This is a genomic window from Kitasatospora sp. NPDC052868 (genome assembly GCF_044547105.1).
GTDB lineage: Bacteria > Actinomycetota > Actinomycetes > Streptomycetales > Streptomycetaceae > Kitasatospora.
This window is the reverse complement of record NZ_JBITZW010000011.1, coordinates 166,785-186,470: the sequence shown is the minus strand read 5'-3', so window position 1 is coordinate 186,470 and position 19,686 is coordinate 166,785. Positions and strand designations below refer to the sequence as shown.

At 74.0% G+C, this 19,686-nt stretch carries 19 protein-coding genes; 12 read left to right on the top strand and 7 right to left on the bottom strand.

Features of this window, described 5'->3' with window-relative positions; genetic code table 11:
* Nucleotides 1-119: 119 nt before the first annotated feature.
* The gene (locus ACIGZJ_RS20680; protein WP_396458557.1) at nucleotides 120-1,700 is read left to right on the top strand and encodes a phosphonate degradation HD-domain oxygenase; all 1,581 of its coding nucleotides are present in this window, start codon (nucleotides 120-122) and stop codon (nucleotides 1,698-1,700) included.
* Nucleotides 1,701-1,772: 72 nt separating this feature from the next.
* On the opposite strand, the gene ACIGZJ_RS20675 is transcribed toward ACIGZJ_RS20680, so the two are convergent.
* Complete coding sequence (locus ACIGZJ_RS20675; RefSeq protein ID WP_392936349.1) at nucleotides 1,773-2,582, bottom strand: GntR family transcriptional regulator; 810 nt, start codon at nucleotides 2,580-2,582, stop codon at nucleotides 1,773-1,775.
* Between the two features lie 328 nt (nucleotides 2,583-2,910).
* Between ACIGZJ_RS20675 and ACIGZJ_RS20670 the strand changes: the two genes are divergently transcribed.
* The 8 genes from ACIGZJ_RS20670 (at nucleotide 2,911) to ACIGZJ_RS20635 (ending at nucleotide 11,676) form a co-directional block, all read left to right on the top strand.
* Nucleotides 2,911-4,077, top strand: coding sequence for an ABC transporter substrate-binding protein (locus tag ACIGZJ_RS20670; protein ID WP_392936012.1), 1,167 nt, complete (start codon nucleotides 2,911-2,913; stop codon nucleotides 4,075-4,077).
* Between the two features lie 34 nt (nucleotides 4,078-4,111).
* Entirely contained in the window at nucleotides 4,112-5,071 is a 960-nt protein-coding gene (locus tag ACIGZJ_RS20665; RefSeq protein ID WP_392936011.1) for an ABC transporter permease, read from the top strand.
* Nucleotides 5,059-5,907 (top strand): ABC transporter permease, encoded by an 849-nt coding sequence (locus ACIGZJ_RS20660; protein ID WP_396458556.1) that lies wholly within the window; start codon nucleotides 5,059-5,061, stop codon nucleotides 5,905-5,907. Before ACIGZJ_RS20665 ends, ACIGZJ_RS20660 begins: the two co-directional genes overlap by 13 nt.
* 20 nt (nucleotides 5,908-5,927) lie before the next feature.
* Nucleotides 5,928-7,013 carry an ABC transporter ATP-binding protein gene (locus ACIGZJ_RS20655; RefSeq protein ID WP_396458555.1) on the top strand — a complete coding sequence of 362 codons (1,086 nt, stop codon included), beginning with the start codon at nucleotides 5,928-5,930 and terminating at the stop codon, nucleotides 7,011-7,013.
* Between the two features lie 40 nt (nucleotides 7,014-7,053).
* The gene (locus ACIGZJ_RS20650; protein WP_396458554.1) at nucleotides 7,054-7,743 is read left to right on the top strand and encodes an HAD family hydrolase; all 690 of its coding nucleotides are present in this window, start codon (nucleotides 7,054-7,056) and stop codon (nucleotides 7,741-7,743) included.
* Nucleotides 7,744-7,749: 6 nt separating this feature from the next.
* Nucleotides 7,750-8,070, top strand: a complete 321-nt coding sequence (locus tag ACIGZJ_RS20645) for a DMT family transporter (protein ID WP_396458553.1) — start codon at nucleotides 7,750-7,752, stop codon at nucleotides 8,068-8,070.
* Nucleotides 8,071-8,297: 227 nt separating this feature from the next.
* Nucleotides 8,298-9,716 carry a hypothetical protein gene (locus tag ACIGZJ_RS20640; protein ID WP_396458552.1) on the top strand — a complete coding sequence of 473 codons (1,419 nt, stop codon included), beginning with the start codon at nucleotides 8,298-8,300 and terminating at the stop codon, nucleotides 9,714-9,716.
* 13 nt (nucleotides 9,717-9,729) lie between these two features.
* Nucleotides 9,730-11,676 (top strand): phosphocholine-specific phospholipase C, encoded by a 1,947-nt coding sequence (locus ACIGZJ_RS20635; RefSeq protein ID WP_396458551.1) that lies wholly within the window; start codon nucleotides 9,730-9,732, stop codon nucleotides 11,674-11,676.
* A 55-nt stretch (nucleotides 11,677-11,731) separates the two neighbouring features.
* Here the strand turns inward: ACIGZJ_RS20635 and ACIGZJ_RS20630 are convergent, their stop codons facing one another.
* From ACIGZJ_RS20630 to ACIGZJ_RS20610, 5 genes are all read right to left on the bottom strand, one after another.
* On the bottom strand, nucleotides 11,732-12,409 hold the full coding sequence (locus tag ACIGZJ_RS20630) for a phosphonatase-like hydrolase (RefSeq protein WP_396458550.1): 678 nt from the start codon (nucleotides 12,407-12,409) through the stop codon (nucleotides 11,732-11,734).
* Between the two features lie 11 nt (nucleotides 12,410-12,420).
* On the bottom strand, nucleotides 12,421-13,542 hold the full coding sequence (locus ACIGZJ_RS20625; RefSeq protein ID WP_396458549.1) for a TIGR03364 family FAD-dependent oxidoreductase: 1,122 nt from the start codon (nucleotides 13,540-13,542) through the stop codon (nucleotides 12,421-12,423).
* 134 nt (nucleotides 13,543-13,676) lie between these two features.
* The gene (locus ACIGZJ_RS20620) at nucleotides 13,677-14,189 is read right to left on the bottom strand and encodes a pyridoxamine 5'-phosphate oxidase family protein (protein WP_396458548.1); all 513 of its coding nucleotides are present in this window, start codon (nucleotides 14,187-14,189) and stop codon (nucleotides 13,677-13,679) included.
* A gap of 185 nt (nucleotides 14,190-14,374) precedes the next feature.
* Nucleotides 14,375-15,043 carry a phosphatase PAP2 family protein gene (locus ACIGZJ_RS20615; RefSeq protein WP_396458547.1) on the bottom strand — a complete coding sequence of 223 codons (669 nt, stop codon included), beginning with the start codon at nucleotides 15,041-15,043 and terminating at the stop codon, nucleotides 14,375-14,377.
* The gene (locus ACIGZJ_RS20610; protein ID WP_396458650.1) at nucleotides 15,043-15,708 is read right to left on the bottom strand and encodes a DedA family protein; all 666 of its coding nucleotides are present in this window, start codon (nucleotides 15,706-15,708) and stop codon (nucleotides 15,043-15,045) included. Before ACIGZJ_RS20610 ends, ACIGZJ_RS20615 begins: the two co-directional genes overlap by 1 nt.
* Nucleotides 15,709-15,858: 150 nt before the next feature.
* Here ACIGZJ_RS20610 and ACIGZJ_RS20605 point away from each other — a divergent pair, with 150 nt between their 5' ends.
* The 3 genes from ACIGZJ_RS20605 (at nucleotide 15,859) to ACIGZJ_RS20595 (ending at nucleotide 19,041) form a co-directional block, all read left to right on the top strand.
* A complete protein-coding gene (locus ACIGZJ_RS20605; protein ID WP_396458546.1) occupies nucleotides 15,859-16,332 on the top strand; it encodes a BlaI/MecI/CopY family transcriptional regulator in 474 nt (157 codons plus the stop codon).
* On the top strand, nucleotides 16,329-17,426 hold the full coding sequence (locus ACIGZJ_RS20600) for a M56 family metallopeptidase (protein WP_396458545.1): 1,098 nt from the start codon (nucleotides 16,329-16,331) through the stop codon (nucleotides 17,424-17,426). Before ACIGZJ_RS20605 ends, ACIGZJ_RS20600 begins: the two co-directional genes overlap by 4 nt.
* Nucleotides 17,427-17,559: 133 nt before the next feature.
* Nucleotides 17,560-19,041 carry a GAF domain-containing protein gene (locus ACIGZJ_RS20595; RefSeq protein ID WP_396458544.1) on the top strand — a complete coding sequence of 494 codons (1,482 nt, stop codon included), beginning with the start codon at nucleotides 17,560-17,562 and terminating at the stop codon, nucleotides 19,039-19,041.
* Here the strand turns inward: ACIGZJ_RS20595 and ACIGZJ_RS20590 are convergent.
* Entirely contained in the window at nucleotides 18,993-19,493 is a 501-nt protein-coding gene (locus ACIGZJ_RS20590; protein WP_392935977.1) for an SsgA family sporulation/cell division regulator, read from the bottom strand. The genes ACIGZJ_RS20595 and ACIGZJ_RS20590 overlap by 49 nt on opposite strands.
* Nucleotides 19,494-19,686 lie beyond the last annotated feature (193 nt).

Genomic DNA, 19,686 nt, shown 5'->3' with positions numbered 1-19,686 from the left:
GTAGGCGCCCTGTTCCCGAGGGGTTCACCGCCGCGCCACCCGGATCTCACCGTCGCCGGGCAGGCTCCCACGAAGTGAAGTTGGCTATACAACTTCACGGACCATCGAGGAGGAGCCCCGTGTCCGAGCTGCCGCCGTACTGGTTGCGCGACAACTGCCCGTGTGCCGAGTGCCGGGATCCCCGGAGCGGGCAGAAGCTGTTCCAGATCTCCGACCTGCCGGACGACCTGGCCGTCGCCGCGCACACCGGGTCCGGCGGACGGCTGGAGGTGCTCTGGTCGGACGGGCACCGCTCCCGCTACCCGCTGGAGTGGCTGGCGCAGGGCGCCGAGGGGGACGGGCGGACGGAGGCGGACAAGCGGCTCTGGACGGCCGCCGACTTCACGGGCGGGCTCCCGTCGGCGCAGTGGACGGCGTACCTCGAGGACCCGGCGGAGCGCGCCGCGGTGCTCGGAGCCGTCCGGCGCAGCGGCTTCGCCGTGCTGCACGGGGTGCCGGTGGCCGAGCGCCAGGTGCTGGCGGTGGCGGAGACCTTCGGCTACGTCCGGGTGACCAACTACGGCGAGCTGTTCGACGTCCGGGTCGAGCCCGACCCCAACAACCTCGCCTTCACCAGCGTCGCGATCGCCCCGCACACCGACAACCCCTACCGGGACCCGGTGCCCACCCTCCAACTGCTGCACTGCCTGGACAACTCCGCGCCCGGCGGCGACTCCGGACTGGTGGACGGCTTCCAGGCGGCGGCGCTGCTGCGCGCCGAGGCCCCGGCGGACTTCGCCGTGCTGACCCGTACGGTCGTCCCGTTCGTCTTCCGCGACCGGGGCACCGAACTGCGCGCCGACCGGCCGCTGATCGAGGTGGACCCGCTCGGCCGGATCCGCGAGGTGCGGTTCAACAACCGGTCGATCGGCACCCTGCGCGGCCCGGCCGAGGAGCTGGAGGCCTTCTACACCGCGTACCGCCGCTTCGCCGCGATCACCCTGCGCCCGGAGCTGCGGCTGGACTTCCGGCTCGACCCGGGCGACTGCCTGATCTTCGACAACGTCCGCCTGCTGCACGCCCGGACGGCGTTCGAGCAGGACGGCTCGCGCCACCTCCAGGGCTGCTACGCCGACCTGGACTCGCTGACCAGCACGCTGGCCGTGCTGCACCACCGGGGCGCCGGACTGGACGCGCTCGCCGACCTGTTCGCCGGCGAGGGCGCCGGGGAGTACCTGGGCGAGGCGGTCACCATGGCCGAGCACATGCTCCAGGCCGGTGCGCTCGCCGAGGCCGCCGGGGCACCCCCGCACCTGGTCGCGGCCGCCCTGCTGCACGATGTCGGCCACTTCGAAGGCGCCCTGCACGGACGGGATCTGATGCAGGGTCAGGACAACCACCACAGCGACACCGGCGCCGACTGGCTGGCCCGCTGGTTCGGCCCCGAGGTCACCGGGCCGATCCGGCTGCACGTGGCCGCCAAGCGCTACCTGTGCACCGTCGAGCCGGAGTACCGGGCGAGGCTCTCCGAGGCCTCCGAGTACACCCTCCGGGTGCAGGGCGGCCCGATGAGCGCCGGGCAGGCCGCCGCCTTCGCCGCCCTGCCGGGGGCCGCGGACGCCGTCGCCGTCCGCCGCTGGGACGACCAGGCCAAGCAGGCGGGCGCCGCGACGCCCGGCTTCGAGCACTTCCGCCCGCTGCTCGCCGCCCTCATGGGCTGAGGCCGGCGGGAAGGCGGGCGGGAAGGCGGGCGGGGAGGCGGAGCGGCCGGCTCCCCGAACCGGCCGGCGGACTCAGTCGCCCTCCCGGGCGTGCCGCGAAAGCGCCGAGGTGGCCAGCGAGTTGTGGATGCTGAACGCCACCGTCCCCGGCAGGTAGCGGTCCTGGGACCACTCCACCGGCGTCCCGGTCGGGTCGGTGGTGCGCCGCCGCTCGCGCAGCAGCGGGCCACCGCGCCGGCAGCCGAGCAGCCGGGCGTCCTCCGCGTTGGCGGCCACGATGTCGATGGTGTGGTCGGCGTCGGTGAACAGGATGCCGTGCTCGCGCAGCACCTCGGTGTGCGAGACCACGTCGGCCGGCAGCTGCGCCACGATCTCGCCGACCCGGGACGGGTAGACGGTCCGCTCGACCATCACCGGCGTCCCGGAGAGCGTGCGCAGACGCACCGTCACGAACACCTCGGCGCCCGGCTCCAGCCGCAGCTGCTCGCGCTCGGCGGCGTCGGCCGGGCGGCGGACCAGCGAGTCCAGGATGCCGCCGGGCTCCTCACCCATCGAGTACGCCCAGTGCGTGAAGCTCAGCAGCTCGGAGAAGCTCTGCACCCGGGCGGTGCCCAGCACCACCCGGCGGGTGCCGCGCCGCGAGGTGACCAGCCCGTCCGAGCGCAGCACGGCCAGCGCCTGGCGCACGGTGCCGCGCGAGACCCCGTACTGCTCGGCGAGCGCGCCCTCGGCGGGCAGCCGGCCGGCCTCGCCGAAGGCACCGGTGGTGATGGCCTCCCGAAGGTCGGCGGCCACCTTGCGGTACAGCGCGCCGGAGCCGCGCTCCTCGGCGGCGGGTCGGCCGCGCTCCTCGGCGGCGGATCGGCCGGGCTCCAGTGCCACGTCAGTCAAGATCCCTCCTGGGGCGGTGTCCTGCACAGCCGTACCGGCGCGGACAGCCCGACCTTATCCCGCTGCGCCCTCGAAGCATCGCACCCGGGAGATCGCCCTCCGAGGGCCTGATTCGACCGTTCCCGCAGCCGACCCCGGTTCTGGGCCGTCCGTTCACCTTCCCGTCACCGGACTCCGGCGTACTTACCCCCGTCGGCGAAGTTGGCTAGTCAACTCGGGGGCATCCGAACTCACAACGGACGCCCCGCGGACCAGCCCCCGGCTCGCCGCCCCTCCCCCGAACGCTCCCCGCAGTACGCCCCGATCAGGAGACTGACCCGTGACCGTGCACCGTGCCCGCGCCGCCGCCTTCGCGGCCGTACTGACCGCTGCCGCGCTCTCCCTCACCGCCTGCGGCTCCGCCGGTTCGACCAAGTCCGGCGACGCCGCCAAGGCCGGCGCCAAGGACGCCAAGGAGGCCACCTCCGCCGCCGACTTCGGCGGAATGGACGCGCTGGTCGCCGCCGCCAAGAAGGAGGGCAAGCTGCACGTCATCACGCTGCCCAAGGACTGGGCGAACTACGGCAAGATCATGGACTCGTTCAAGGCCAAGTACGGCATCGAGATCGAGGACGAGAACCCGGACGGCTCCAGCCAGGACGAGATCAACGCGATCACCTCCCGCAAGGGCCAGGACCGCGCCCCCGACGTCGTCGACCTCGGCAGCGCCTTCGCGCTCCAGGCGGTCAAGGACGGCCTGCTCGCCCCCTACAAGGTCGCCACCTTCGCCAAGGTGCCGGACACCATGAAGGACGCGAACGGCGCCGCCGTCAACGACTACGGCGGCTACGTCTCCATCGGCTGCGACGCCAAGAAGATCGCCAACTGCCCGAAGACCTTCGCCGACCTGCTCAAGCCGGAGTACAAGGGCCAGGTCGCCCTGAACGGCAACCCGACCAAGTCCGGCTCGGCCTTCGGCGGCGTCTACGCGGCCGCGCTCGCCAACGGCGGCTCGCTGGACAACATCCAGCCCGGCATCGACTTCTTCGGCAAGCTGAAGCAGGCCGGCAACTTCAACCCGGTCGAGTCCACCCCGGCCACCATCGAGAAGGGCGAGACCCCGATCTCGATCGACTGGTCCTACCTGAACGCCGGCTACACCGACGAGTTCAAGGAGAAGGGCGTCGACTGGAAGGTCGCCGTCCCGGTCGACGGCAGCTACGCCCAGTTCTACAACCAGGGCGTCAACAAGTGGGCCCCGCACCCGGCGGCCGCCCGCCTGTGGCAGGAGTACCTCTTCAGCACCGAGGGCCAGAACCTCTTCCTCGGCGGCTACGCCACCCCGGCGACCTTCGAGGCGCTGAAGAAGGACGGCACCCTCGACACCGCGGCCGCCGCCAAGCTGCCCGTCGTCGAGAAGCCCTTCACCACCTTCCCCACCCAGGACCAGATCACGGCCGCCAAGAAGGTCGTGACCGAGAACTGGACCAAGGCCATCGCCGGCTGACCCGGCACAACCGGACAGGCTGAGAACCCACCTCATGACCACGGCTCCCACCCCGGTGCCGACCACCCCCGCCGCCACCGAAACCGGTGGCGGCGCGGGGGCGTCCACCGCGACCACCACCCCCACCCCCCGCAGGCGTCCGCGCCTGCGCATCCGGGGCGGCTCCTGGCTCGCCACCGCCCCGCTGTTCGTCTTCTTCGCCATCGGCTTCGGCCTGCCGGCCGTCGCCATCGTGATCGGCGCCTTCACCACCTCCACCGACGCGGAGGGCGGCGGCGGCCAGTTCACCCTGGACAACGTCACCGCCTCCGTCCAGGGCGCCTACTGGACCGCGATGGTCAGCAGCCTCAAGCTCTCCGCGCTCACCGCGCTGCTCTCCACCGTGATCGGCCTGCCGATCGCCCAGGCCGTGGTGACCTCCCGGTTCACCTGGCTGCGCCAGGCGGTGCTCACCGCCTCCGGTGTGCTCGCCAACTTCGGCGGACTGCCGCTCGCCTTCGCCTTCGTCGCCACCCTCGGCAACGCCGGCGAGGTCACCGAGCTGCTGCACCTCACCGACCACGGCTGGTCGCTCTACACCTTCACCGGCCTCACCATCGTCTACCTGTACTTCCTCATCCCGCTGATGGTGCTGACCATCACCCCGGCCCTGGACGGCCTGCGGGTGCAGTGGCGCGAGGCGGCCCACAACAACCGGGCCACCACCTTCCAGTACTGGCGGCACGTCGCACTGCCGATCCTGCTGCCCTCACTGCTCGGCGGATTCGTCCTGCTCTTCGGCAGCGCCTTCGCCGCGTACGCCACCGCCGCGGCCATGGTCGGCGCCACCGTGCCCCTGGTCAGCCGCTCGATCGCGGACGCGCTCTCCGGCAACGTGCTGGTCGGCCAGGGCAACCTCGCCCTCGCCCTCAGCCTCAACATGATCGTGGTCGCCGTCCTGGTGATGGCCGTCTACCTGCCCCTCCAGCGCCGGAGTGCCCGATGGCTCAGCTGACCTCCGCCCGCCCCCGGTCCACCCGGCCCAAGCCGCGCTGGTGGCGCGGCGCCGTCCTGCTGGTCGCGGGCGTGTACTTCATCGTCCCGCTCGCCGCCGCCGGCTACTTCTCCATCGACGACCCGAAGGGCTACTCCTTCGAGGCGTACACCGGTCTGCTCGGCGCCCCCGGCTTCCTGGACAGCCTCTGGCTCACCCTGGAACTCGCCCTCGTCACCGTCCTGGTACTGCTGCTCCTGCTGGTGCCCGCGCTGATCGCGGTCCGGCTCGGCTCGCCGCGGCTGCGCCCGGTGATCGACGTGCTCTGCACCCTGCCGCTGGTCGTCCCGCCGGTCGCGCTGACCGCCGGCCTGATCGGCGTGCTGCGCTGGGGCCCGGACTACCTGATGGACACGCCGTTCTTCCAGACCTTCGTGTTCATCCAGGACCCGGACTTCCCGCTCGTGCTGGTCATCGCCTACGTGCTGATGTCCCTGCCGCTCGCCTACCGGGCCCTGGACGCGGGCCTGCGCGCGGTGGACGTCCGCACCCTGGTCGAGGCCGCCCGCAACTGCGGCGCGAGCTGGCCGCGCGCGGTGTTCACCGTCGTGCTGCCCAACCTGCGCGGCGCCCTGCTGAACGCCTCCTTCCTCACCCTGGCCCTGGTGCTCGGCGAGTTCACCGCCGCCTCGATCCTCGGCTACCAGCCCTTCCCGGTGTGGATCTACTCGGTCGGCAACAGCCAGGCCCACATGTCGGTCGCGGTCTCCATCCTGAGCCTGCTGATCACCTGGCTGCTGCTGCTCCTGCTGGCCACCGTCGGCCGCGAGCGCCGCCACAAGACCACCACCTCCTGAAGCCCCCGGAGTTACCCACCATGACCACGGTTACCGCCCCCGTCGCCGGCGTCCCCCTCGCACCCGGCGGCGCGACCGTCGAATTCCGCACCCTGCGCCGCTCGTTCGGCGCGACCACCGCCCTGGACGGCCTCGACCTGACCGTCCACCCGGGCGAACTGGTCGCCCTGCTCGGCCCGTCCGGCTGCGGTAAGACCACCGCGCTGCGCATCCTGGCCGGCTTCGAACAGCACGACTCCGGCCAGGTGCTGGTGGACGGCAAGGACATCACCCAGATCCCCGCCCACCGCCGCGATGCCGGCATGGTGTTCCAGTCGTACAGCCTCTTCCCGCACCTGACGGCGGCCGACAACGTCGCCTTCGGGATGCGGATGCGCGGCACCGGCAAGGCCGAACGCCGCAAGCGCGCCCAGGAGTTGCTGGAGCTGGTCGGCCTGCCGCAGCACGCCGACCGCTACCCGCACCAGATGTCCGGCGGCCAGCAGCAGCGCATCGCCCTGGCCCGCGCCCTGGCCCTGCAGCCGCGCGTCCTGCTGCTGGACGAGCCGCTGTCCGCGCTGGACGCCAAGGTGCGCCTGACCCTGCGCGAGGAGATCCGCCGCCTCCAGCAGGAGTTGGGGATCACCACCCTGTTCGTCACGCACGACCAGGAGGAGGCGCTCTCGATGGCCGACCGGGTCGCGGTGCTGCGCGCGGGCCGACTGGAGCAGTGCGCCACGCCGTCCGAGCTGTACGCCCGCCCGGCGACCGCCTTCGTCGCCGAGTTCGTCGGCACCATGAGCCGCATCCCGTGCACCCGCACCGCGGACGGCGTCGAGGTGCTCGGCCGCCGGCACGCGGTGGACGGCGCGCTGCCGGCCGACGGCTCGCTGCAGGTGCTGGTCCGCCCCGAGAACGTCTCGCTGACCCCCTCCGCGCACGGCCCCGCCCTGGTGGTCGGCGCCTCCTTCCTGGGCGCCGTCACCCGCCTCACCGTCCGGCTCGCCGACGGCACCGAGGTCAAGGCAGACCTGCCGACCGAGGCCGCCGCCGCGCTGCCGATCGGCTCCACCGCCGACATCACCCTCCCGGAGCGCCCGGTACTCGTGGACCGCCGTACCGTCTGATCCGTCCGCACTCTCCTGATGAACCACCGAAGGTACCGCCATGCCTGAAAACCCCCCGCTCCAAGCCCCCGCACCCGCCGCCGTCCTGTTCGACATGGACGGCACCCTGGTCGACACCGAGCACCTCTGGTGGCAGGCCGCCGCCGAACTCGCCGACGAGCTGCACCACGCGCTGACCGACTCCGACGTCCCCGAGGTGCTCGGCCAGGCCATCGAGCACACCGCCGCCCATCTGCACCGGGTCAGCGGCACCGCGCTCAGCGAGGCCGAACTCGCGGACCGGCTCGGCGACTCCTTCGCCGGCAAGGTCGCCGCCGAGACCGTCCCGCGCCCCGGCGCGCTCGCCCTGCTCGCCGAGCTGCGGGACGCCCACGTGCCCACCGCGCTGGTCTCCGCCTCCCCGCGCCGGGTGGTCGACCTGGTGCTCTCCACCATCGGCCGCGACTGGTTCGCGGTGACCCTCGCCGCCGAGGACACCGCGCGGACCAAGCCCGCCCCGGACCCGTACCTCGCCGCCGCCGCCCGCCTCGGCCTGGACCCGGCGGCCTGCGTGGCCGTCGAGGACACCCCGACCGGCGTCGCCTCCGCCAGCGCCGCGGGCTGCGCCGTCCTCGCGGTGCCCTCCTCGGACGTGGCGATCCCGGGCGGCTCGCGGGTCACCCTGCTCGACAGCCTGGAGCACGCCGACCTCGCGCTGCTCGGGAAGCTCACCGCCGCACCGGCGGTTTGACCGGCCATGCCCTACGTACTCCTCGCCCTGGCGATCCTCAGCGAAGTCTGCGCCACCAGCTGCCTGAAGCTGACGGAGGGCTTCAGCAGACTCTGGCCGAGCGTCGGGGTGGGCATCGGCTACGTGCTCTCGTTCTACCTGCTCGGGAAGGCGCTGAAGCACATCCCGGTCTCGGTCGCGTACGCGGTGTGGTCCGGCGCCGGCACCGCCGCGGTGGCCGGGATAGGCGTGGCCGCCTTCGGCGAGTCACTCGGCCGGCTCCAGTGGCTGGGCCTGGCCCTGATCATCGTCGGCGTGGTGGTGCTCAACCTGAAGAGCAGTCACTGAGAAGGCGCGGGAGGGCCGGGCGGGCGCGAAGGCCCCCGCCCGGCCTCCGCGCCGGCCGTCGGCGAAGACCTCCGACGCCGTTCGTCAACGACCATCGCTCAACGGCGAGTTGTCCATCCTCCCGGCGTCCGGTCATGTCTCGTTCACACGGAGTATGTCGCTCTTCGGGTCAATAGGCGTCTAGTTGTTCAGCCAACTGGACGCCCTCCCTGACCCGAAGGACCCTCGTGGCCACAGGCAGCACCCTCACCCTCGCCTCGCCGGCCGGCCCCGTCGAAGGTGACAGGCTCACCTTCCACTGGACCACCACCGCCCCCGACACCAAGAACTGGGTCGGCATCTACGACGGCACCCGCCAGCCCGGCACCGGCTCCTCCCTGCTCTGGAAGTACACGCCGGGCGCCTCCGGCGACATCCAGCTCGACACCTCCGCGCTCACCGGCGGCCCGTACACCGCGTACCTGCTGGCCAAGGACGGCTACGGCGTCCTCGCGCAGACCGCGCCGTTCACCTTCCGCCCCAAGCCCGCACCCGTCCGCCCGCACCTGGCCGTGGACGCCCTCACCGCGACCGCCGTCGCGCCGGGCGCCGCCGTCTCCGTCAAGCTCGGCGGCCTCTGGTGCCGGGCCGCCGGCACGCCCACCTTCCGCAGGATCAGCGGTCCGTCCTGGCTCGCGGTGGCCGCCGACGGCACGGTCACCGGCACCGCACCCTCGACCACCGGCGACGTGCAGCTGCTCGTCGGCGTCAAGGACACTGTCGGCGTCACCGACGCTCTCACCCTCACCGTGCCGGTCACCGACCCGGCCGCCCCGCTGCGGCTGAAGACCGCCGCCTGGAACCTCGCCAACGCGGGCGCCGCCTTCACCGACGCCCCGGAGAAGCAGCTGCGCACCGTCCTCACCCAGGGCCTGGACGTCCTCGCCCTGCTGGAGACCGCCGGCACCGCCGCCCAGACGCTGGCCACCGCGCTCGGCTGGTACGCCTACCAGAGCGCGGGCAGCGTGGGCATCCTCAGCCGCTACCCGCTGAGCGCCGTCACGGCCGTCACCACCGCGCTGCCCGCCGCCGGGGCCACCGTCCAGCTGCCCGGCGGCCGGACCGTCCGGTTCTGGGCCGCCCACCTTGACGAGGCGAACTACGGGCCGTACGCCGTCCAGGACGGCCAGAGCGCCGCCCAGGTGCTGGCCACCGAGAACGCCTCCGTCCGCCTCCAGCAGGCCAAGGCCCTGGCGGCCGCCGTCCAGGGCGAGCGCACGGCCGGCCGGACGGTCGTCCTCGGCGCCGACCTGGCCTCGCCGTCCCACCTGGACTGGACGGCGGCCACCGCCGCCGCGCACGGCGGGGTCGGCCCGCTCGCCTGGCCGGCCACGACGGCCCTTCAGGGTGCCGGGCTCACCGACGCCTACCGCGCCGCCCACCCCGACCCGGCGGCCGCCCCCGGTGCCACCTGGTCGCCGACCCGCAAGCAGCGCGGTACCAAGCCCGAGCCGCAGGACCGCATCGCCGCCGTGCACAGCGCCGGGCCGCTCACCCTCGTCGAGGCCCACACCCTCACCACTGGCTGGCCGCAGCCGGACCCGAACGCCGCCGGAAACGGCTGGCCCTCGGACTGCGCCGCCGCCGTCGCCACCTTCCAGCTCTGAGAGGCCGCCCCCGATGACCGCACTTTCCCGCCGCACCTTCGTCGGCGCCACCGCGGCCGCCGGCGCCACCGCCCTGACCGGCCTGCCCGCCGCCTCCGCGAAGGCCGCCACCGGTGGCGGCATCTCCGACGTCAAGCACGTCGTCGTCCTGATGCAGGAGAACCGCAGCTTCGACCACTACTTCGGCACGCTGAACGGCGTCCGGGGCTTCGGCGACCGGCAGGCGCTCCAGTTCCCGGACGGCACCGACGTGTTCCGCCAGCCGGACACCGGGCGCAGCGACGGCGGTGCGATGCTGCCGTACCGGATGGACACCGCGAAGTACAACGCGCAGAACGCCGGCGGCCTCGCGCACGACTGGGCGACCGGCCACCAGGCGATCAACAACGGCGCGATGAACAAGTGGATCGCCGCCAAGGGCGAGCGCACCATGGGCTACTTCACCCGCGCCGACATCCCCTACCAGTACGCGCTGGCCGACGCCTTCACCCTCTGCGACGCGTACTTCTGTTCGCTGGCCGGTCCGACCGACCCCAACCGCCTCTACCTCTGGACCGGCACGTCCGGTCCGGGCCGGGACGGCACCACCGGCCCGTGGATCGACAACACCCCCGTCACCGACAACCCGGTGGCGGACTGGACGACGTACGCCGAGCGCCTCCAGGCGGCCGGCGTCTCCTGGCGGGTGTACCACAACCCCAGCAAGGACGACCGCACCGGCGACTACGACGACAACGCGCTCTCCTACTTCAAGCAGTTCCACAACTTCCCCGCCACCGACCCGCGTTACGTCAACGCGATGACGAAGTTCGACCCGGCCGCGTTCGACCGGGACTGCAAGGCCGGCACCCTGCCCACCATCTCCTGGCTGGTCGCGCCCTACCTGTTCTCCGAACACCCCACCGCCAGCCCGGACTACGGCGCGCACTGGGTCAACACCGCGCTGCAGTCGCTGATGTCCAACCCGGCGGTCTGGCAGCACACCGTCTTCCTGGTGATGTACGACGAGAACGACGGCTACTTCGACCACATGGTCCCGCCCACCCCCGAGCCGGGCACCCCCGAGGAGTTCACCCAGGGCCGGGCCATCGGCCTCGGCAACCGGGTACCGCTCTGGGTCGCCTCACCCTGGTCGCGCGGCGGATACGTCAACTCCCAGGTCTTCGACCACACTTCGGTCCTGCGCTTCATGGAGCTGGTCACCGGCGTCGCCGAGCCCAACATCTCGGCCTGGCGCCGGGCGGTCTGCGGCGACCTCACCAGCTGCTTCGACTTCTCCTCCCCCGACTACTCGATCCCCGGGCTCCCCGACACCGTGGCCCTGATGGCCAGGGCGGACGCGGGCAGCAAGCTCCCCGGTGTCCAACTCCCGGCCGTCGGAGCGCAGTCCATGCCCGTCCAGGAGTCGGGTGCGCGCCCGCACCGCCGGCTGCCGTACCGGCCCTGGGCGGACGTCGCCGTCGACCGGTCCACCGGCCTGATCACCTGCACGCTGGCCAACAGCGGCACGGCGGCCTTCCCGTTCACCGTGTACCCGAACATCGTGTACGCCTTCGCGGGCACGCCCTACACCGTCGCCCCCGGCGCCACCCGTACCCACACCTGGGACGCCGCCGCCACCGACGGCCGCTACGACTTCACCGTCCACGGCCCCGACGGCTTCGTCCGCCGTTTCGCCGGCACCGTCGTCCGCGCCGACCAGGACGACATCGCCGTTCCCGTCGTGACCGCCCGCCCCGGCAGCACCGAGCTGACCTTCGACCTGACCAACGCCGGGCAGACGGCGATCTCGTTCACGCTCGCCCCGAACGACTACGCGGGCACGCCGCAGACCGTCCGGGTCGCCCCCGCCTCCACGGTCTCGGTCGGCTACCCGCTCGACCAGTCCCGCTACGACGTCACCGTCACCGCCCCCACCGGCACCCGCTTCACCCAGCGCTACGCGGGCACCCTGCACTGAGCACCTTCGCCCGGCGGGAGCGGGGGACCGGCCGGCCCCCGCTCCCTCCGGCGGCTCAGCCCGCGAGCAGCCCCGGCAGCTCGGCGACGGACTTCAGCACGTGCGTCGCCCCGTCCGCCCGCAGCCGCTCCTCGCCGTGGGCGCCGGTGAGGACCCCGGCCACCACGGAGGCGCCGGACCGCGCGCCGGTCAGCATGTCGTACCCGGTGTCCCCGGCAACGGCGATCTGCCGGACGTCGTCCGCGCCGGTGCGCAACAGCGCGCTCAGGGCCAGGTCGGGGTACGGGCGGCCGCGGCCGGCCTCGGCGGGGCAGAGCGTGAGGTCGGCGACCGACTCCCAGCCGAGGGCGCGCAGGATCCGGTCCTGGGTGGGCCGGGAGAAGCCGGTGGTGAGGACGACCTTCCGCCCCTGGCCGCGCAGTTCGGCGATCGCCTCGGCCGCGCCGGGGAGCGCGGCACAGTGCCCGGCGTCGACCAGGTCGTGGTAGGCGGCCTCGAATCCGGCGTTCGCCCGCTGGGCCTTCTCCTCCTCGCCGAACAGGTGCCGGAAGACGGAGATCTTGGACTCGCCCATGGTGGCCCGGACGTGCTCCAGCATCCGGGCGTGCTCGGGGCTGCCGGCCTCGACGCCGAGCGCGCCGGCCGCGGCCTGGAAGGCCTGCTCGACCAGGCCGTCGTCGGCGACGGTGGTGCCGGCCATGTCGAGCACGACCAGGCGGATATCAATCGACATGTCAACTACCTCTACAGGTTGGTGAGTTCGGCGGTGGTTTCGGCGATGGCCGGTGAGCAGGTCATGCCGCGACCGCCGGGGCCGGTGACCAGCCAGACGCCGTCGCGGACCCGCTCGCGGTGGACCACCCGGGTGGTGTCGACGCACTGGGCGTAGACGCCGGCCCAGCGGCGGCGCACCCGGGGCAGCGGGCGGCCGAGCAGCTCCTCGGCCACCCCGACCAGGTGGTCGTACGGGTCCTCGACCACGTCGAAGCCGAACGGCTGGTCGTACTCGTGGGTGTCGCCGATGGTGAGGCCGCCGTCGAGGCGCTGGACCATCAGCAGCTGCATCTTGTGCTCGGCGGCCACCGGCGGCTGCGGCTGCGCCTCCTTCAGGCGCTCCAGCGCGGCCCCGGCGAAGGCGGGGTAGTAGCGGAAGCTGTCGCCGTCGGCGACCGAGGTGGTCAGCGTCTCGCCCAGCGGGTCGGTCTGCATCATCTGCAGCCGCACCTTGCGGACGGGCAGTTCGGGCGCCAGCTCGCGGACCAGCCCGCCCAGCCAGGCGCCGGTGCAGAGGATCACCAGGTCGCCGCTGTGCACCTGGCCGTGGTCGTCCCGCACCGCGTGCTCGCCGATCACCTCCCGGACCTCGCGTCCGGGCAGGAAGGTGTACCGGCCGCTCGCCATGAGGGCGGCGCGCAGCGCGGGCTGGGCGGTCCGCGGCTCGACGGCGGCGTCCCGCTCGCAGGCGAGGGCGCCGAGCAGCTTGCCCCGCAGTGCCGGGTTGGCCGCCCGGGCCTCGTCCGCGTCGAGCAGCCGGAAGCCGCGCTCGGCCGCGTCGGGCAGGGTCAGCGCCTGCTCGGCGACCGCGAGTTCGGCCTCGGTGCGGATCGCGGTGAGCGAGCCGTTGGCCCGGAACCCGAGGTCGGGCACCCGCGCCCCGATCCGCTCCCACAGCTCGCGGGCGCGCAGCGCGGTGTCGAGCTCCTCGCCGCCCGCGCGGCCGCTGACCCAGACCAGGCCGAAGTTCCGGACGGAGGCGCCGCGCGCCTCGGCCTCGCGCTCCAGGTGGACGACCTCGTGGCCGCGTTCGACGGCCTGCCAGGCGTGCATGGTGCCGAGCACGCCTGCTCCTACGACGATGACTCTCATGCGGCCAGGCTGATGCCGCGAGGTGTCCGCGGGGCGTCCGGATCGCAGCGCCCAGGTGAACCGACCGAAAAGTTGTACAGACAACCCTCAGGCAGCCCGCCTCAGGAGGGCCCGGCCGACACCCTCCCGCCGGGTCAGCGCAGCACGGCCGCCCGCAGGTAGTTGCGCCGCCCGAAGTTCGGCTCGTCCACCGCCGTCAGCTCCTCCACCTGGAACCGGTACAGCGCCGCCGCCCCGCCACCCGTCAGGAACTGCCGCCGCACCTCCTCGTCCTGCGCGAACGACGGGTACCGCGCCTGGTACGCGGCCAGCGCCGCCTCCGCCTGCAGCCCCCAGGCCTCGCCCGCGCCGCCGGTCAGCTGGACGCCGCGCAGCTGCTCGCCGAAGACCGGCGGCGGCAGGAAGACCGTCGCCGCGGCCCGCGCCTCCTCCGCCAGGTGGTGGCTGTGCCGGGTCGAGCGCTCGCTGACGAAGTACAGGACGAGGTCGTCGTCGTACGCGAAGAAGGCCAGGTTGGCGTGCGGTCCGTGCTCGTGTCCGGCGGTGGCGAGGGTGAGCACCATGGCCTCCGCCAGCAGGCCCTCCACCCCCTTGTGAAGCTCCTCGGCGGGCCAGTCCCCCTGCTGGATCTCGAGTCTGTACGACATATCGGCGCATCCCTCCCGCTGGCACGGCTGAGCTGACACGGCCGGGTCGGCACGGCTGAGCCGCACGACCGGGCCCGGCACGACTGAGCCGGGCGGGCGCCCCGATCGACAGGGGCCCCACGCCCGGCTCACATGCTCTCCCCGTCGCCGCGGCCACACAAGGGCCGGGCCAGGACCGCCCGAACTCAGCGGCGCTGCGTCTCCAGTGGCGGCCCGCCGGCCGCCGACACCGCGACGGCGCCGGCACCGAGCAGCGGCCGCAGCGGGCCGCTGCGCGCCCGGTCCACCAGCGGCGCGGCCCGCCCGGCGGCCAGTGCGAGCGGGACCGCGACCAGGACGCCGACCACCGCGCCGACCAGCACGTCGTGCGGGTAGTGCACACCGACCCAGACCCGCGAGGCGCCCATCAGCACGGCGGCGACGTACGCCACCGCGCCGAGCCGCCGGTCCACGAACCAGAGCGCGGTCGCGGCCGCGAACGCGATCACCGTGTGGTTGCTCGGGAAGGACCAGTCACCCGCCCCGGGGCAGGCCTCCAGCGTCACGGTGCCCGCGATCTGCGCACACGGCCGGACCTCCTCCACCACCCCCTTGAACCCGGAGTTGACGGCGTAGGCCACCACCACGATCAGCGGCGAGGCCAGCACCCGCGCCATCACCGCCGATCCGGCGCCGCGCGCCCGCCACCAGGCGTAGAGCATGAACACCGCGAACAGGCCGAGGCCGACCGCCGACCACACCGTGACCAGCTGGTCCAGCCAGTGCGGCGCCCGGTCGGCCCACCCGGTCACCCGGGCGTAGAGGCCGCCGTCGATACCGCTGCCGTCGTACACGGCGAGCCGCCGGGGCGCCATCAGGCGTCACCGTCGCGACGCCGGGCCCGCCGGGCCCGGAACACTTCAAGAACAATCGGGATCACGGAGACAACTACTACCAGACCGATGATGGGTAGCAGATAACGGTCGATACTGGGCACGGACGAGCCGAGCAGGTACCCGGCCATCACCACGCCGACCACCCAGACCGTGCCGCCCACCACCTGCCAGAGGGTGAACGAGCGGACCGGCACGTCCATGACGCCGCAGAGCGGGTTCAGCACCGTTCGGACGATCGGGATGAACCGCGCCAGGACGATCGCCTTGCCGTGGCCGTACCTGGCGAGCAGCACCTCGGCCCGCTCCACGCCCTCCTGGAGGCTCCTGCGCTTCGAGCGCCGCAGCAGCGTCCGCCCTCCCCGCCGCCCGATCACGTACCCGGTCTGGGCGCCGAGCAGCGCCCCGGCGAGGGCCGACGGCAGCACCTGGTACAGCTCCAGCTGCGGGCCGCGGGTGGCGCCGGGCACGCAGAGCAGGCCGGCGGTGAACAGCAGCGAGTCGCCGGGCAGGAAGAACCCGACCAGCAGGCCGGTCTCGGCGAACAGCACGACACCGATGCCGATCGCGCCGAAGGCCGCGATCAGCGAGGAGGCGTCCAACGGGTTCACGGCCAGGACACCGGAGGCCAGGGCATCGGAGGCCAGGGCGTGCACGGTTGGAGCGGCGGGCGACTGGAGCAAGGCTGGCGGACCTCCGTACGTGGGAGGGCGGCACCAGCGGAGCACACCCTCGACCGTCTACAGTGATGTAGACGGTCTACGTGACTGTAGACCAAACCGGGAGGAATCGCCGCCATGCTCGACCTGCCGTCCGATCCGACGTCTGATCCGACGCCCGCCCCGAGGCCGCACCCGACGCCCGATACGGCGCCCGAGGCGGCGCCCGACCCGTCCTCCGCCCGCCGCCCCGCCGGCGAACTGGAGACGGAGGTGCTGGCCGCCCTCTGGACCGCACGCCACCCGCTGACCCCGCAGGACGTCCAGGCGGCCCTCGGCGGCGGCCTCGCCCGGACCACCGTGGCCACGATCCTCGCCCGGCTGCACGACAAGGGCACCGTGGAACGCACCCGGGCGGGCCGCGCCTACGCCTACACCCCGACCGTCCAGGACCCGGCCGGCCTGGCCGCCCGCCGGATGCACACCGAGCTGGGCCGCGAGCCGGACCGCCCCACCGTGCTGGCCCGCTTCGTCTCGGACCTCTCCAGCGAGGACGAGCGGCTGCTGCGCGACCTCCTCGGCGACGGCCGCGACCACCCCGCCGCCTCGTGATCATCGCCGTCTGGGCGCCGCTGCTGCTGCCCTTCCTCGCCGCCCCGCTCGCCCGCCGCCTCGCCGACGCGCTCACCCCCCGGGCCGCCGCCTGGAGCCTGGCCGTCTCCGCCGCGGCCCTGGCCTGCGGCACCCTCTGCTCACTCGGCCTGCTCACGGCCGCCGGCCTCCTCCAGCTCCCCCCGGTCGCCGCCCTCGGCCACCTCCCGCCCCACTGGCTCTCCGCCGCCGCACCCCGGGCCGCACTGTCCGCGGCGCTGGCCGGCCCGGTCCTCGCCGCCCTGGCCGCCCTCACCGCGCGCACCGCCCGCCGGCACCGGCGCGAACTCCGCCGCACCCGCGCCGCCCTGGCCGAGCACTCCGCCCCCGCCCCCACGACCGAGCACCCCGCTGCCACGACCGAGCGCCCCACCCACGCACCAGTGCGCCGGGCGCGCGCCCGACCCCCGTACGCCCCGCGACAACAGCTCACCCGGGCCCGTGCGCTCCTGCGCCCGACTGAGCACCCCCTCACCGTCCTGGATGACGAACGCGCCGACGCCTTCGCCCTCCCCGGCCGCCTCCCCCGCCCCGGCCACCCCGGCGAACCGGGCCGGATCGTGGTCACCTCCGGCATGCTGCGCGCCCTCGACGCCCCCGAACGGGCCGCCCTGCTCGCTCACGAACGCGCCCACCTCGACGGGCGCCACCACCTCTTCCTCGCCCTCGCCGAGCACGCCGCCACCGTCCACCCGGCCCTGCGCCCACTGCGCGGCCCCCTCGCCTACCACCTGGAACGCTGGGCCGACGAGGCCGCCGCCGCCCGCACCGGCGACCGGGCCGCCACCGCCCGCGCCGTCGGCCGCGCCGCCCTCGCCGCCGGCCGCACCCCCCGCCCGGCCCGCCCGCAGCGGGCCGCCGCCGCCCACACGGGCCCGGTCCCCCGCCGGGTGGCCGCCCTTCTGCGCCCCGTCTCCGCCGCCGCCCCCCGCCGCCGCGCGGCCGCCCTGGCCCTCACCGCGTGCCTGGCCCTCACCGCCGCCGCCACCCTGGACGCCACCGCCGACCTCCACCACGCCGTCGAGGCCGCCCAGCGCGGGCCCGCCGCCCCCTGACTCCGCCGCGACCCCCGCTCCGCCCCCCGTTCCGACTTGGCGGACCCCATCCCCATCCCCCGGCCTCCCCCGTACTCTTTCGTCAGCGCGCCGACCCCGACGCGCCCTCGAACGGCGGCGAGGAGCAACCCGAGTGCGGCAGACCGGACAGCAGACCCGGCGACCCGAGCGTCGCACCCCGCAGAGCGCGGCGGAGCTGGCCAAGGTCCACGAGCGCACCCTGGCCGAGGCCGCCACCCGCAGCGCCGCCCGGGACTCCGCCGGCGCCGAGGCCTTCCCCCAGCCCCGCCCCGAGATCGGCGACTCCTGGGCGCGCCTGCGCCGCCTCGGCCTCGACCCCGACGCCGGCGCCGCCGCCGTCCACCTCGGCCCCGCCGAGCTCGAACACCGGCGCCGCACCAGCGGTCTCGACCCGCTGCTCCCCGTCCTGCGCGACACCCTCCTCGACCAGTCCGGCCAGGCCCCGCTGATCCTCGCCATCGCCGACGCCGACGGCCACATCCTCTGGCAGGAGGGCGAGCGCGGCCTGCGCCGCAGCGCCGACCGGATCGGCTTCCTCACCGGCGCCCGCTGGATCGAGGAGAGCGTCGGCACCAACGGCATCGCCGCCGCCCTGCGCGCCCAGCGCCCGATGCAGGTCCACTCCGCCGAGCACTACCTGCGCAGCCACCACTCCTGGACGTGCGTCGCCGCCCCCGTGCACGACCCCGGCACCGGCCGCCTGGTCGGCGTGGTCAACCTCAGCGGCCCGGCCCACCACGTCCAGCCGTATTTGCTGCAGCTGACCGCCACCGCCGCCCGGCTCGCCGAGACCGAGCTGCGCGCCCGCCGCCTGGAGTCCCTGCACCACCTGCGCACCCTGGCCGCCCCGCTGCTGGCCCGGGTGAGCGGCCCGGCCCTGGTGGTCGACGCGGCCGGCTGGACGGCCGCCGCGGCCGGATTCCCGCCGCCGACCCGGCTGCGGCTGCCCGCCGAGGGCTGGGGCGCGGCCGCGGTGCACTGGCTGCCCGGCCTCGGCGAGTGCGCGATAGAACCGCTCGCCGACGGCTGGCTGGTCCGACCGGTGCAACCCCTGGACCACGGCGACCCGGCGGACGCCGGCGCCACCGCCGAACAGGCGGAGGGCGCCCGGCTCCGGCTCGACCTGCGCCGCCCCGACCGCCCCGAACTGTCCGTCCAGGGCGCGGCCGGCAGCTGGTCCCACACGCTCACCCCGCGCCACGCCGAGCTGCTGCTCCTGCTCGCCACCGAGCGCGAGGGGCACAGTGCCGCGCAGCTCGCCGACGCGCTGTTCGGGGATCCGGCCAGGACGGTCACGGTGCGCGCCGAGCTCTCCCGGCTGCGCCGCTACCTGGGCGGCCTGCTGGCCCACCGGCCGTACCGCTTCGCCGAGTCGGTGCTGGTCACCGTGCTCGGGCCGGACGACCCCTACAACCTGCTGCCGGTCTCCTCGGCCCCGGCGGTCCGCCGGCTGCGCACGGGCCTGGCGGCCGGCACGGTCCGCCTGCCGGGCGCGGTCTCGTTACCCGCCCAGCGGGTCCAGCCGCCCACCCGGGCGCGGGCCGTTCAGCCCCCGGCGAGCAGCGCGGAGAGCTGGGCGTCCGTCGGCCCGTAGGCGCGCTCCGCCTCCTCCGACACCAGCGCGTACGTGCGGTCCAGCCACGCCTGCACCCTGGGCTTGGAGACCTCCAGCAGGGCGCTGCCGTGCGGCGATTCAAGCGCCAGGTGCAACGTCGAACCGTGGCACGGGCAGTACGCCGGCCACAGTTTGACGTCGCCCTGGCCGCTCAACGAGCAGAGGCCGTCCCGCAGCAGGTCGCGGGAGAACACCCAGTCGGCCTCGTCCGGCCGGCCGAGATGGAACGTCAGCAGCACCTCGTACGGGCGCTCGGCGTCGAACCGGAACCTGGTGCGGACCTCGCCGACCACCTCCTCGCCCAACGAGATCCGCAGGGTCAGCACCTCCTCCACCGCCGCCGGAGCGGCGGTGGAGCCTTCCTCATCGCCGCCCGTGGGGGTAGCGGCGAGAGGCGCACTGGAAGGTGCTGACAGCGGGTCGGACGGCATGACGGTCTCTCCGGAACGGCGTGGGATTCCACCACCCTGCGCCACCGCCCGCCTGGCGGGCAAGGGTTGCAAGGAGGTTGCAATAATCCCCGTCGGCACCCGACGGCCCTTACCCGGCCTTGTCAGACAGAACGTCAACTTCCTTTTCCCAAAAGGCTTTACATAAATTCGACTGGTTCTGCGCGAAGACCGG

Bases quoted from the DNA above. Each gene is read 5' to 3' on its own strand.
- ACIGZJ_RS20665 (WP_392936011.1), top strand. From the start codon at position 4,112: ATGACCACGGCTCCCACCCCGGTGCCGACCACCCCCGCCGCCACCGAA.
- ACIGZJ_RS20660 (WP_396458556.1), top strand. From the start codon at position 5,059: ATGGCTCAGCTGACCTCCGCCCGCCCCCGGTCCACCCGGCCCAAGCCG.
- ACIGZJ_RS20655 (WP_396458555.1), top strand. From the start codon at position 5,928: ATGACCACGGTTACCGCCCCCGTCGCCGGCGTCCCCCTCGCACCCGGC.
- ACIGZJ_RS20650 (WP_396458554.1), top strand. From the start codon at position 7,054: ATGCCTGAAAACCCCCCGCTCCAAGCCCCCGCACCCGCCGCCGTCCTG.
- ACIGZJ_RS20645 (WP_396458553.1), top strand. From the start codon at position 7,750: ATGCCCTACGTACTCCTCGCCCTGGCGATCCTCAGCGAAGTCTGCGCC.
- ACIGZJ_RS20635 (WP_396458551.1), top strand. From the start codon at position 9,730: ATGACCGCACTTTCCCGCCGCACCTTCGTCGGCGCCACCGCGGCCGCC.
- ACIGZJ_RS20630 (WP_396458550.1), bottom strand. From the start codon at position 12,409: ATGTCGATTGATATCCGCCTGGTCGTGCTCGACATGGCCGGCACCACC.
- ACIGZJ_RS20625 (WP_396458549.1), bottom strand. From the start codon at position 13,542: ATGAGAGTCATCGTCGTAGGAGCAGGCGTGCTCGGCACCATGCACGCC.
- ACIGZJ_RS20620 (WP_396458548.1), bottom strand. From the start codon at position 14,189: ATGTCGTACAGACTCGAGATCCAGCAGGGGGACTGGCCCGCCGAGGAG.
- ACIGZJ_RS20615 (WP_396458547.1), bottom strand. From the start codon at position 15,043: ATGGCGCCCCGGCGGCTCGCCGTGTACGACGGCAGCGGTATCGACGGC.
- ACIGZJ_RS20605 (WP_396458546.1), top strand. From the start codon at position 15,859: ATGCTCGACCTGCCGTCCGATCCGACGTCTGATCCGACGCCCGCCCCG.
- ACIGZJ_RS20590 (WP_392935977.1), bottom strand. From the start codon at position 19,493: ATGCCGTCCGACCCGCTGTCAGCACCTTCCAGTGCGCCTCTCGCCGCT.